Here is a 13267-nt window from a genome sequence, read left to right as displayed (position 1 = left end):
ATTGTAAATTAACTCACTACCTAATCAATTCCTGAGTTATGTATGAGTAAAATTTTGATAATATTAGCAGCAGGAAAGAGCAGTAGAATGAATTCTGAATATTCAAAAGCGTTGCACCAAGTGGGAAATCTTACTCTTTTAGAACATATAATTTCTAATGCAAAATCGCTGAGTCTAAAAAGCTTATCAATTGTTGTTAACAACTCCCTTCTAAAAGATTTAGAAAACTTTGATACTCTCAAAAGTATAATCGATCAATACAATATAAAACTAATAATTCAAGAAGATATTACAGGCACTGGCACTGCAGTTAAAATTGCTCTAGAAAATCTGGAGGAGTTATCTGATCAAGACATAGTTTTAATACAGTATGGAGACACCCCTTTTATATCTAGCGATACAGTTATGAAAATGACTGATTGTTTAAAGTATAATAATTTAGTTCTTCTTGGATTCAATAGTCAAGATGAACAATATGGAAGATTAGTAATTGATAATTACGGCAATGTTCAAAAAATCCTAAAAAATGGAGATAAAATGCTTCTTGCAAACTCTGGAATAATAGCTTCATATCCTAAAGATCTCTTTACCTTAGTAAAAGAAATAAAATTTAATAATTCGACCAATGAATATTGTCTTAATGATATAGTGCCCATTGCAGCAAACAATAACTTGAGTGTAGGTTATGTAGTTTCTGATGAAAGAGAAGCAATGGGAGTAAATAATAAGGAGGATTTGATTAAAGCCGAACACTATTTTCAAGAAAGAAGGCAGCCAACTTTTCTTTCATAATTACATTTTTTATTCATTAATTTAAGTTGACATTTGTTTTATACTGGTTTTATAATACCTTTTGATTCTTACTTGTAAGATAATTGGTACGACAAATTTTCCTAGTTGTAGTGAGAGGGTATACATGGGGATATTAATAACAGGTGCTGCAGGTTTGATAGGGTCAACCTTGGTGAAAAAGTTAGAAAACCAGGGCCATGAAGTAATAAGCTGTGATATTAGGTTTCACAACAATCCACTCAGTTTTTTTTCAGAAGATATAGTACCACTACTTGCTAAGTGTACAGGAATTATTCATCTGGCTGCAATTTCTCGAGTTATACATGGTGAACTTTATCCTGAACTGTGTAAAAAAATTAATGTTGATGGTACAATGCAGTTTTTAGGGTTATGTAAGTCACTTTCAAATAAACCGTGGTTTATATATGCAAGTAGTAGGGAAGTCTATGGAGAGCAGAAGAAACTGCCGGTTACAGAATCTGCTAGTATCGATCCAATAAATAATTATGCCAAAGGTAAAGCATTTATTGAGGAACAAATAACAAGTTCAAAAGATTTTAATGTAGCAATATTACGCTTTTCAAATGTATACGGTGGTTTACTAGATCATAACAGTAGAGTGATTCCTGCACTCTGTATTAATGCATTAAGAGGTGATCCAATTAAAATAGAAGGTAAAGAATGTGTTTTTGATTTTACCTATTTGGATGATGTTATAGAGGGTATATGCTTAACTGTTAAATATTTACAAAGCGAAAAATCTTCCCTTCCTGCTATTCATCTTACTACTAATAGCCCATGTACTTTAGAAAACTTAGCAAAAACAATATTAAAAGTCACGAAAAGTGATTCTAGAATTGATTTTTATCCTCCAAGAAATTTTGATGTAACTAAGTTCCATGGTGATTTTACTAGAGCTAAAGAGCTACTTGGTTGGTCTCCAAAACATTCATTAGAAGTAGGATTAAGTAAATTTATAAAAAGTCTACAAAACAATACACAAGAATATCCTAACAATATAGATATGGTAATATATGAAAATATTAAAAGTTATTCATGGTTACCCTCCTTATTATAGTGCTGGTTCAGAGGTTTATAGCCAAACTCTTGCTCATGAACTAGCAAATAACAATGAGGTACAAGTATTTACTAGGTATGAAAATAGCTTTTTACCTAATTTTTATTACACTACAGTCCTAGATCGTAGTGATTCCCGGATTTTACTGCATTTAATTAATATACCTACAGCTAAATATCGTTATAAATTTATCAATGAAGAAGTAAATGTAAAATTTAAAAGAATAATAGATAACTTTCAGCCAGATCTTATACATTTTGGTCATCTTAATCATCTATCAATTACTTTACCAGAAATTGCTTTTAAAGAAAATATACCTACAATTTTTACGCTACATGACTTTTGGTTAATGTGTCCAAGAGGAAGGTTTATTCAACGTAATTCTGAAGATTTATTACAGCTTTGTGATGGACAAAATGATCAAAAATGTGCAACCCAATGTTACAAGGGATATTTTACAGGAGATGAAGAATTCCTGAATTCAGACATAAATTATTGGGAACAATGGGTTGCAACTAGAATGAAGCACACAAGGAAAATAATAGACTATATAGATTACTTTATTTCCCCATCGAAATTCTTGATGGACAAATTTACTCAGGATTTTAATGTTCCGATAAACAAAATTTCTTATCTTGATTATGGTTTTGATCTCAATCGTCTTAAGAAGAGAAATAGAGTACAAGAAAAAGAGTTTATTTTCGGTTATATTGGTACTCATACTCCCGAAAAAGGTGTTGATCTATTATTGAAAGCTTTTTCTCACTTATCATCTAAAGCAAAACTTAGAATTTGGGGAGCAGCAAGAGAAGAAACTAAAGCTTTAAAAGCGATTGCCGATCAGTTTTCACCTGTTGTTAAAGAAAGAATAGAATGGATGGGAAGTTATGATAATAAGAATATAGTTACTGACGTATTTAATAAAGTCGATGCAATAGTCGTTCCTTCAATTTGGGGTGAAAATTCACCGTTAGTAATACATGAAGCACAGCAACTTAGAATACCAGTTATAACAGCCGATTATGGTGGCATGGCAGAATATGTAAGAGATGGACTATTATTTAAGCACAGAGATGCAAGTAGTTTGTCAGAAAAAATGCAAGTCCTATCTACAGATCAGGAGTTATATAATAAACTTACCCAAAAAGGCTATCCTTATACTGAAAATGGAAATATACCTTCTATAGGTGAGCATACTGAGAAACTTAACAAGATTTACCGTAATGCTATTGAAAAGAAAGGCAAATCAGTAGCTTTGAAACCTGGTCCTTGGAGAATTACTTTTGATACTAATCCAGATTACTGCAATTTTGCTTGTATAATGTGCGAATGTTTTTCACCATACAGCAAAGTTAAAGAAGAGAAGAAAGCTAAAGGAATAAAACCTAAGATACTGTCGATAGAAACTATCAGAAAAGTAATTAAGGAAGCAGCTGGCACACCTTTAAGGGAAATCATTCCTTCTACTATGGGTGAGCCTTTAATGTATAAAAGCTTTGATGAAATAATCAATTTGTGCCATGAGTTCGGCCTTAAGCTTAACCTCACAACCAATGGTTCTTTTCCCATTAAAGGAGCTAGAAAATGGGCTGAACTATTGGTACCAATTTTATCTGATGTTAAGATTTCCTGGAATGGGGCAACTAAAGAAACTCATGAAAGAATCATGAAAGGTTCAAAATGGGAAGTAGTGACAGAAAATTTAAAAACTTTCCTTGAAGTTAGAGATAAATACTTTAGCGATACAGGTGAAAGGTGTACCGTTACTTTACAATTAACATTTTTGGAAAGTAATTTACATGAACTCTATGACATAGTTAAGATGGCCATAAAAAATGGCATAGATAGAGTTAAAGGACATCATCTTTGGGCACATTTTGATGAAATTAAGGATCTATCTATGAGAAGAGATGAGTTAGCAATTAGTAGATGGAATACAGAGGTGAGAAGGTTATATGAGCTTAGAGATAATATGCTATTACCAAATGGTAAAAAGATAAAATTAGAAAATTTTACAATTCTTTCTCAAGAAGGTATTAAGGATTTGGCTCCAGGTGGTCAATGCCCATTTTTAGGTAAAGAAGCATGGATAAACAATGAAGGAAAGTTTAGTCCTTGCTGTGCTCCAGATGAATTCCGTAAGACATTAGGAAATTTTGGTAATGTTAATGAGGTTAAACTCGAGGAAATATGGCAGAGTAGTGAGTACCTAAGCTTACAAAAGAATTATTTAAATTACAAATTATGCAAAACATGCAACATGAGAAAACCTTTGATCAATTAATCAAAGATAATCTTAGATCTATTAAAATTTCACCGTGTGAGAGCTTTCACGAATTACTAGGAAATCCTTTGTATGAAAATAGGTTTATAAAGGTTGGTAAATTTCATGAGCCCGGTCTTGCACCGGTTTATGATCAGACAGGTGCTTATCATATCAATGTAAGAGGAGAAGCAGTTTATCATAATAGATTTCTAAAAACTTTTGGATTCTACTTTAATAGAGCAGCCGTAGAAGATGATACAGGGTGTTACCATATTGATTCATTTGGATGTAGAGTATACAAACAGTCTTATCAATGGATTGGAAATTATCAGGAAGATGCTTGTGTAGTTAGAAGACATGATAAATGTTTTCATATTAATTTAAATGGCAACAGGATTTATCAGGAGGAATATGATTATGTTGGAGATTTTAAGGATGGTATCGCTGTAGTCTATAAGGATGGTAAAGCTACACATATTAATCATCATGGAAAGTTAGTACATAATAAATGGTATAAAAAACTTAATGTTTTTCATAAAGGTTATTCTATTGCAGAAGATCAACATGGTTGGTTTCATATAGATATTAATGGTGATCCTGTTTACCAGCAGAGATTTAAAATGGTAGAAGCATTCTATAATGGGATGGCAAAAGTTGAAACTTTTGAAGGTGTGTTAGGACAAATCGATATTACCGGAAATGTAAAGTTTAGTATTTTTGATTTAGGTAAAGAATCTCAAGTGCATAGGATTTCTGCAGAACTTTCAGCCTTTTGGAAAACTTACCTAACAAGCGTTGCTATTGAACTTGATTTGTTAAATATTTTACCTGCAACTGTGCCGTTTTTATCTAAAAAGTTAAACATTATCGTACCAAATCTAGAAAGGCTGTTAAGGGCGTTGTGGGAAATAGGGTTTATTGATTATGATAAGGACGAGGACTTATGGAAACTATCATCAAAAGGTAAGTGTTTTAAGGAAATACCATTTTTGCCAAAAGCAGCAACAATGTGGGCAAGAGTTGCCGCTGAAAAGAATTGGTTAAATATTGCCGATATACTAAAACAGAAGTCAATCTCTTCATTTGAATCTTTTAAGGAAAGAGAATCATCAGAAGATAAGAAAATAGCGTTTTACCAAGCATTGCTAGGATATTCTAGGTTTGATACTAAAGAGTTTAATTCTAGGATTAATATAGATGGTGCTAAGAATATATTGCTATTTGGTGTACACTCTTTATTTCTTGCTTATTCTGATATACACAATAAAGGTTCCATAGGCCTATATAACGAACATAAAGTGCCAAGACAGTTAGTAGAAAATTTAAAAGTCAAACTTATAACTCAGGAAGAACTATCAGCTACAAATTATGAATTAGGTGTCTTTTGCCGCTTTCTACAGCATTATGATGATGATAAAGTATTATCTTATTTAAAATTGGTCAAAGGAATATCTCGTATTTTATTGATAGAAACTATTTTAGATTACCGCTCTCCAGATGGAGGCTCTGTAGATATTAATGTAATGGTTGAAACAGGAGGTAAACTAAGAACATTAAGCAATTGGGAAAAAATACTCAAACAAGTAAAAGGATTCAAAATTTTTGCTGTTATACCTTTAACAGATTACTTATCAGTTATTGATGTCAGGTGTTAATCATATGGAAACATTACAAAAAAATGGTTTTTTTATTATCAAAAATCTGGTTCCTTTAGAGCTAATAACTCAGTCTTTAAGTAATATAACAAATAAGATATCAAAGCTATCCCAAGAACTAAGTGTTTCAACTTCTGACTACTTAAACTGTACCGGCAGATGGGGCACGTCATCTCAAGTAACTAGAATTATCTCTCAAGCATTAGATGAAATTATTAAAAATTACCTTGAAAAGTCACTTCAGTGTCAGATACTGCAGAAAAAATCAAATGTTATATGTAAAACTGCTGATTTAATAGATGCAGTTCCCTTCCATCAAGACATCTCCTATAGTTTCAATGATCCTTACCACTTTTCTGTTTGGTTAGCTTTGAATAATGTAAGTGAAACTTCAGGTGCACTGCAAATTATAGAAAACAGTCATAAATGGGAAATACAGCCTTTAGTTGATTTTTGGTACCCATATTTTTTTGATCAGTACTCAAGTAATCGGGAAAATTACAAAATTAAGTCACTACCTATTTCAGCAGGAGATGCGATAGTTTTTGATTCACGGTTATGGCATGGTAGTGATAAGAATACAGATGCTAAAGATAGATTTGCTTATGTAACAAGGTGGATTGTAAAAGATCAAGATCTTCCCTATGTGCCAAAACCTCAGCCTTCAGTTTTTGGTATACTCAATTGTGGTGGGTTAACAGAATCTATACTGAGAGAATGCTTGTCATTATTTTGCTACCAGGAAAGTATAAAAGTACAAAACATGGAAGAACTTATCAAGAGCTGGTTAGCCTTTATTACAGACACAACTACAAATATTTCTGAGATCGACACTACTGAGGCTAAGCGAGATTTATATAAGCTACTTATTCTGAATCGAGCATCAGCACTACATGATGCTGGAGACATCTCAGGAAAAATATACAAAAATTTATGGTTTTCACTACTTGTATTTCTCAATAAAAAAGTCAACGTAGTGGAGCTAGCATTATAAATGAACAGAAGTAGAGTTGATAGCTTCAAATGTGTATTGATGTTCATCTTGAATATAGCATCTAAATTTAAACTTAATGTACTTATAATGTCTTTAGTTGCCCTGGTGGTAGCTGTTGATTTGTCTTTTAGAAAGTATTTAGTAAAAAATATTCTAGATACAGCTGTAAAATATCAGGAAGGTAATGTAATTGAAAATCTTTTATTACCTGTAAGCGCTTATCTTGGTATGGCATTACTTATCACTACTGCTTTTAGATTCTATGGCTATTTTGTTGACATTCAAATGTTTACCTTAATGCGTCAAAAGATAGCTGATATATCTTTTTGTAGGCTACTCCAACAAGACCATTCCTATTATCAGAACAATTTATCTGGAAGCTTAGTACATAAGATCAGTAGCTTAATGGATAGTGTGATAGAGTTAATAAGATTGCTTATAGATTGTTTTTTCGGTTACAGTATAGCATTAGTCTTAGCTATTTATACCTTATCATTAGTAAACATAAAGTTTGCAATCGCTACATTCACTTGGGTAAGCATTTTTATTTTATTCTCGATTTTCAGCTTTCGTGTGCTTACTGAATTAGCTGATAATTACTCTAAACAAAATTCACAGGTAATAGCTAGTATAGCAGATAGTATTTTAAATGTTATATCAGTAAGGTTATTTTCTCAGCAAGCACATGAGAGACACAAATTTTTTCAAATATGCAAGAAAAGAACTGTTGCAGAGAGAAAATTACAATGGGCATACTTTTGGCTTTGGTTTATATACGGCTATTCATTTGATATACTCCAAGCAGTAAACTTGTATTTTTTAATTCATGATTATCAATTGAACAAAATCGCAATAGGAGATATTGTTCTTGTACTTGGAATTAATATATCGATTATAGAGTTTCTTAACCATCTAACTAGGAATCTTACCCAATTTTCTACTCATTTCGGCAAAGTTTCAGATGCATTGCCAATCTTGACTACCGTACCAGAAATTCAAGATAAGGAAAATGCTAAAGAATTAAATTTATTAAGTGGAAGAATAACGTTTAACAATGTTTCTTTTTCTTATGAAGGTCAGGAGCCATTATTTCAAGATTTCTCAGTTACCATTAATCCTTGCGAAAAGGTAGGTCTAGTTGGTTATTCTGGAGGTGGTAAATCTACTTTTATAAACTTAATTCTAAGGCTATTTGATGTTAAAAAAGGTAATATACAGATTGATAATCAAATAGTATCAGAAGTTACACAGAGTTCTTTGAGGCAACAAATATCTGTAATACCTCAAGACCCATTGTTATTTCATGATACTATTTTAGCAAACATCATATATGGTAAACTTCAATCTACTATCGAAGAAATAATGAGAGCTGCAAAGCTGGCTGGTATTCACGATTTCATTATGACTCTACCAGATCAATATGGAACTACAGTTGGAGAAAAAGGCATCAAGCTATCTGGAGGAGAAAGACAAAGAATAATAATAGCAAGGGCATTTTTAAAAAACGCTCCAATATTATTTCTCGATGAACCAACTAGTCAGTTAGATTCTATAACAGAAAAAACAATTAAAATGAATTTATTCAAATTGATGAAAAATAAAACTACGATTACTATAGCACACCGTATTTCTACACTTTTACACATGGACCGAATTCTAGTATTTAACAAAGGAAAAATTGTCCAAGATGGTAAACACGCTGAATTAGTTTCTAAGCAAGGTCTTTACAAGGAACTTTGGAATGCTCAAATTGGTTGTTTGAATGGCAAGAAATAAGATGGAAAAAATTATTGATCTGAGAAGTGACACTACAACTCTGCAGAGCTCCAACGTTATACATGCAATAAGTAATGCAACAGTTGGAGATTTTGCTTATGGTGAAGACAAAAGCTGTAATGACTTATCAGAATATTGCAAACAATTATTCAAAGTAGAAGAAGCATTATTTGTAACCAGCGGTATGCTTGCAAATAGATTAGCCATTGCCAGTCAAACAAGTCCTGGTGATGAACTAATAACTAATTATAATTATCACATTAATTTTTTCGATAGTGCAGGCAATGCAAAAGTAAATAATATCGTATTTAATTGTATTAGAAATAATAGCGGAATCTTAGATGTTGATGAAGTAGAATATGCTATTAATTCTAAGCCGAGGTATAAAATTTTTGCTCAGGTGAGTCTTGTTTCTATAGAAAATAGTATAAATGGGTTTAATGGTAAAATTTATCCTTTTGAAAAACAAGTCGAGTTATATCACTTTTTAAAAGCTCACAATGTAAATCTTCATTTAGACGGTGCAAGAATATTTAATGCTCATATCGAAACAAATATTGCTTTAGCAGATTATGCTAAATATGTGGATACAATGAGCTTTTCTTTTACTAAAGGACTTGGCGCTCCTTTTGGTTCAATGCTTATGGGTAAAAGAGAGATAATTGAAAGGGCTAAAAAGCTACAGGTTTGGCTAGGTAGTGGTTATCATCAGATAGGGTATTGTGCTAATGCAGCAAAATACGTACTACAGAATAATATCTCTAGGCTTAAAGAAGATAATAAGCTCGCTAAATTACTTGCAGATAAGATTAAAGAAATTCCACATATAAAACTGGTACTACCTTATCCAGAAACTAATATAGTAAGCTTTAGTATAAAAGCACTAAATGTAACTAATGAGGTTTTCTTGAGTAAGTGCCAAGCTTATGGTTTATTGCTTTTTCCTTGGCTCGAGTCTCATATAAGAGCAGTTACCCATCTTGGCACAAAGGAAACAGACATCATGAAAGCTGCTGAAATTATAAAGGAGGTTGTGTTAAATTTAATATGAGAGTAAAAATAGATTTCTTTAGCGATTCAAACACTGACCCTTCAGCTAAAATGAGGGAAGCGATGGCTAAAGCAAAAGTTGGAAACGAAGCTGCATGTGAAGATCCAACTGTGAACGAATTAGTGGCAACCGCATGTAAAATATTAGGTAAACCTGCAGGAATCTTTTTGATTTCAGGAACGATGTCCAATGTAATTGCTTATAAAGTACACATTCAAAGACCTGGTGATTACTTGCTGCTTGATGAAACTTCACATCCACTCATAGTACAATCTGGCTTGATCGCAGCCCAGGCACATGCCACTCCTTTGCCCATCAAAGGTACGAGAGGAATATTTACTGGAGAACAAATTGTTGAGTTTATTACTCGTCCTAGTTTAAGAAATATTCCGAGAGTTGGGCTTGTTTCTATCGAACAAACGACAAATTTTGGTGGTGGAGCTGTGTGGCCTTTAGAATATATTCAAGAGATCTCAAGTCTCTGCAAAGAGAATGACGTATTCACTCATTTAGATGGAGCAAGACTGTTCAACGCTTGTGCTCATACTAAAATATCTCCAAAGGAGTATGCAAGTTATTTTGATTCGGTATTTATTGATTTTAGTAAAGGATTAGGTGCTCCAATGGGCGCAATATTGCTTGGAAGTGAAGAGTTTATTGAAAAAGCTTGGTACTATAAGTTTCAAATTGGCGGAGGTATGCACCAAGCTGGCATTATTTCAGCTGCATGTTTATATGCTCTACGTAATAATGTAAATTCTTTAGAAGAAGATCATAAAAAAATGCAGCACCTTATAGAAGGCCTAGACTCCATAGATCAAGTTATAATTGATATCGACCTGTATAAAACTAATATAGCGTATTTTTCATTACGTACTAATTGTATATCTACTCAAGAATTAATAAACGTACTAATGACAAATTATGGAATTAGAATGGCTAACATCAAAGGTAAAATCAGAGCTATAACACATAGAGATATAAGCTATGAAGATATTAATACTACTGTATCTGCTATAAGAAAGATACTAAGTAATTTTCTGCACTAATTGTTTGCAAACTTCTTGTCAAACAATATTATACCAATATAGTATTATTCTAGCATCTGCATAGAGCTATTTGGGAATAGGTGTGAAATTTGTCTTCTTTCAATATTTACTATTCTTCTGTGGATATATGCTGCTTTATTTATCAAGACAAAGTATACCAATTGCTCTACCACTGTTAATAGATACTGACCATGTAAAATTAAGCTATTTTTTTGCCTGCTTTTCTTTTTTTTATGGAGTATCAAAATTTGTTAATGGAATAATCATGGACTCCAAAAATAATCCATTATTTATGTTTGGGCTATGCAATATTGCAACTGGATTATTAACCATTGGTATAACTTTATCATATAATAATCTAACTTTATTACTGTTAACATTAATATTATTAGCTTGGACACAAGGGTTAGGTTGGCCAGCTATTACCAAGTTTATAGTTACAAACTCTAGCATCTCTTCAATTGCATCATCATGGGGAGTTATGAGCGCATCTCAGCAACTTGGTTCTTGTATTACTTTAATTGTATTACCAAGTATAATTAAAATATATGATGCAAAAAGTGCATTTTTGTACTCTGGTTTCTTATGCTTACTTTTTGGAATTTATATAATATTAAAGGCATATTACAAAGAAAGTGCCAACTTTACTACCTATTATAAGGTGCAGAAATCTCAAATAGGTATCAAGGTAACAAGTTCCATATGGTTTCTATGTTGTGCTACTTTTTGTGCTTATATTATAAAAATGGGAATCTTCTTTTGGTTTCCTATAATTTTAAAGAATAAATTACAAATTTCTCTTGTACAATCCTCACTAATAACAGGCGTATATGATTTAGGTGGAATCCTTGGAACTTTAATCACAGGAAGAATTAGTGATATGTACTTCTTTCAAAATAGAAGCTTGCTGGCATCACTTTATATGTTGGGTATAGCACTCACTTTTATTGCAATGAACTTTGGTCAAAACATAATTCTTATGAACCTTGGTGCAATCTTATCAGGATTCTTTATATTTGGAGTGCAAGTACTGACAGGTGTTATAGCTGTAGAAATTGCTCCACAAAATAATGTATGTGCAATTGTAAGCTTAACAGGATTATTTGGGTATATTGCAAGTTCAATATTTTCATGCGTGCTCTTAGGAGTACTTGTTAAGCACTGTGGTAACAGTATTATGTTTTCATTTTTTTCCATCTGCTCTGTTGTTGCACTCGTTTGCTTTTCCATACTATCAAGCAAAGATCTAAAAAAACTAAGTAAAGCGGTGTAAAAAAAATTTCTCAACAGTTAAACTTTGTAGATAGACTTTTTACCCAAGGAATAAACATGGTAACCATATCTTAGTAATAGCTCGCTATCTAATAAATTACGGAAATCAAAAACATTAGGTGCAGCCATAATACTCTTTAAACTTGCAAAATCTTGATTTTTAAATTCTTTCCACTCCGTTAACAATAACAAGGCTTCCGCGTCCCTTGCAGCCCCTATAGCATTGTCCGCGTATTCTATATCCTTTAGAACTTGCCTAGCATTATCCATCCCCATTGGGTCATATGCAGTAATTTTAGCCTTGTTATTCGCTAACAATTGTGCAATATCTATAGCTGGGCTATTTCTTACATCATCAGTACCAGACTTAAAAGTTAGCCCCCATATTGCTATTTTTTTATTTTGGACTCCATTTAATACATATTCTACCTTTTTAGCAATGTTTGTTATATGATTATAGTTAGATTCCTTAACTGAATTTAAAATTTGTAGCTTGACATTGTGATCTTCAGCAAGCCTTATTAAAGCTGACAAATCTTTAGGAAAACATGATCCTCCAAATCCTGGACCAGCTTTGAGAAATTCCTTACCTATTCTATGGTCCATTCCCATACTGTTAGCTAAAAGGTCAATGTCTGCTCCTAATAGCTCACATAAACCTGCCATCTCATTGATAAAAGCAACCTTTGTTGCTAGAAAAGCATTAGAAGCATATTTAATCATTTCAGCAGTAACTGTATCAGTGACTATTAACGGAATATTCTTATCTATAAATGATTTATATATAACTTCTAGTTTTGCCCTAGCTAGCTTAGTTTTTACTCCTATTATTATCCTATCTGGGTATAAAAAATCTAATACTGCAGAGCCTTGCTTGAGAAACTCTGGATTAACCCCCAAATCAAAGTTATAGCCCTTATTAGATAAATAATTATATATATTTTCTGCAGTACCAGGAGGAACAGTTGACTTTATCACTATTAAGCAATCTTGATTAACTCTCTCAGAAACTTCACTTACTGCATTATATACATTCTTTAAATTTGCATTTCCTAGGGAGTCTGATGGAGTATCTACAGTTATAAATACTACTTCTGTATTGGGATTTGTTTGAAAATACGAATCGAAAAATCTTATCCTTTGTGACTTTATATTATTCTCTAAATAATCTGCTAATCCAGGTTCATATAAGGGAATTTTCCCTGATTTCAAAAGTTCAATTTTCTTAGTATTTATGTCAATGCAATCAACTTTATGGCCCTGTTCTGATAACATTGTACCAGATACTAAGCCTACATACCCTACTCCTATAATAGTTATGTGCATTTTATTAT

General features: G+C 32.3%; 10 protein-coding genes. 9 read left to right on the top strand and 1 reads right to left on the bottom strand.

The genetic code is table 11. The annotated features are described in order from the left end of the window. The first annotated feature begins 42 nt into the window (after window positions 1-42). From O1Q06_RS01910 to O1Q06_RS01870, 9 genes are all read left to right on the top strand, one after another. The gene (locus O1Q06_RS01910; RefSeq protein WP_410542865.1) at window positions 43-792 is read left to right on the top strand and encodes an NTP transferase domain-containing protein; all 750 of its coding nucleotides are present in this window, start codon (window positions 43-45) and stop codon (window positions 790-792) included. Window positions 793-916: 124 nt separating this feature from the next. Beyond that, the gene (locus O1Q06_RS01905) at window positions 917-1870 is read left to right on the top strand and encodes an NAD-dependent epimerase/dehydratase family protein (RefSeq protein ID WP_410542864.1); all 954 of its coding nucleotides are present in this window, start codon (window positions 917-919) and stop codon (window positions 1868-1870) included. Beyond that, window positions 1827-4154, top strand: coding sequence for a glycosyltransferase (locus tag O1Q06_RS01900; RefSeq protein WP_410542863.1), 2328 nt, complete (start codon window positions 1827-1829; stop codon window positions 4152-4154). Before O1Q06_RS01905 ends, O1Q06_RS01900 begins: the two co-directional genes overlap by 44 nt. Then, window positions 4115-5791: a WG repeat-containing protein gene (locus O1Q06_RS01895; protein ID WP_026097218.1), complete on the top strand. Its 1677-nt coding sequence runs from the start codon at window positions 4115-4117 to the stop codon at window positions 5789-5791. The genes O1Q06_RS01900 and O1Q06_RS01895 overlap by 40 nt, the downstream gene beginning before the upstream one ends. A gap of 4 nt (window positions 5792-5795) precedes the next feature. Next, window positions 5796-6785, top strand: coding sequence for a phytanoyl-CoA dioxygenase family protein (locus tag O1Q06_RS01890; RefSeq protein ID WP_410543132.1), 990 nt, complete (start codon window positions 5796-5798; stop codon window positions 6783-6785). Beyond that, window positions 6786-8561: an ABC transporter ATP-binding protein gene (locus O1Q06_RS01885; protein ID WP_410542862.1), complete on the top strand. Its 1776-nt coding sequence runs from the start codon at window positions 6786-6788 to the stop codon at window positions 8559-8561. It abuts the gene before it with no gap. Window position 8562: 1 nt separating this feature from the next. Then, the gene (locus O1Q06_RS01880) at window positions 8563-9612 is read left to right on the top strand and encodes a GntG family PLP-dependent aldolase (RefSeq protein ID WP_338482831.1); all 1050 of its coding nucleotides are present in this window, start codon (window positions 8563-8565) and stop codon (window positions 9610-9612) included. After that, window positions 9609-10661, top strand: coding sequence for a threonine aldolase family protein (locus O1Q06_RS01875; protein WP_264377389.1), 1053 nt, complete (start codon window positions 9609-9611; stop codon window positions 10659-10661). The genes O1Q06_RS01880 and O1Q06_RS01875 overlap by 4 nt, the downstream gene beginning before the upstream one ends. A gap of 70 nt (window positions 10662-10731) precedes the next feature. After that, window positions 10732-11934 (top strand): MFS transporter, encoded by a 1203-nt coding sequence (locus O1Q06_RS01870; protein WP_410542861.1) that lies wholly within the window; start codon window positions 10732-10734, stop codon window positions 11932-11934. 17 nt (window positions 11935-11951) lie between these two features. Here O1Q06_RS01870 and O1Q06_RS01865 read toward each other — a convergent pair whose 3' ends face one another. After that, window positions 11952-13259 carry a UDP-glucose dehydrogenase family protein gene (locus O1Q06_RS01865; RefSeq protein WP_410542860.1) on the bottom strand — a complete coding sequence of 436 codons (1308 nt, stop codon included), beginning with the start codon at window positions 13257-13259 and terminating at the stop codon, window positions 11952-11954. Window positions 13260-13267 lie beyond the last annotated feature (8 nt).

Origin of the sequence: Wolbachia endosymbiont of Tetranychus urticae, assembly GCF_046529255.1 — a bacterium.
In the GTDB taxonomy this organism is placed as follows: Bacteria; Pseudomonadota; Alphaproteobacteria; order Rickettsiales; family Anaplasmataceae; genus Wolbachia.
Note: the sequence above shows the minus strand (reverse complement) of the source record. Positions and strands in the feature narration are given on the sequence as shown.

Coding starts and splice junctions, on each gene's coding strand:
- O1Q06_RS01865 (WP_410542860.1), bottom strand. CDS start 13,259: ATGCACATAACTATTATAGGAGTAGGGTATGTAGGCTTAGTATCTGGT.
- O1Q06_RS01885 (WP_410542862.1), top strand. CDS start 6,786: ATGAACAGAAGTAGAGTTGATAGCTTCAAATGTGTATTGATGTTCATC.
- O1Q06_RS01895 (WP_026097218.1), top strand. CDS start 4,115: ATGCAAAACATGCAACATGAGAAAACCTTTGATCAATTAATCAAAGAT.
- O1Q06_RS01880 (WP_338482831.1), top strand. CDS start 8,563: ATGGAAAAAATTATTGATCTGAGAAGTGACACTACAACTCTGCAGAGC.
- O1Q06_RS01910 (WP_410542865.1), top strand. CDS start 43: ATGAGTAAAATTTTGATAATATTAGCAGCAGGAAAGAGCAGTAGAATG.
- O1Q06_RS01875 (WP_264377389.1), top strand. CDS start 9,609: ATGAGAGTAAAAATAGATTTCTTTAGCGATTCAAACACTGACCCTTCA.
- O1Q06_RS01900 (WP_410542863.1), top strand. CDS start 1,827: ATGAAAATATTAAAAGTTATTCATGGTTACCCTCCTTATTATAGTGCT.
- O1Q06_RS01905 (WP_410542864.1), top strand. CDS start 917: ATGGGGATATTAATAACAGGTGCTGCAGGTTTGATAGGGTCAACCTTG.
- O1Q06_RS01890 (WP_410543132.1), top strand. CDS start 5,796: ATGGAAACATTACAAAAAAATGGTTTTTTTATTATCAAAAATCTGGTT.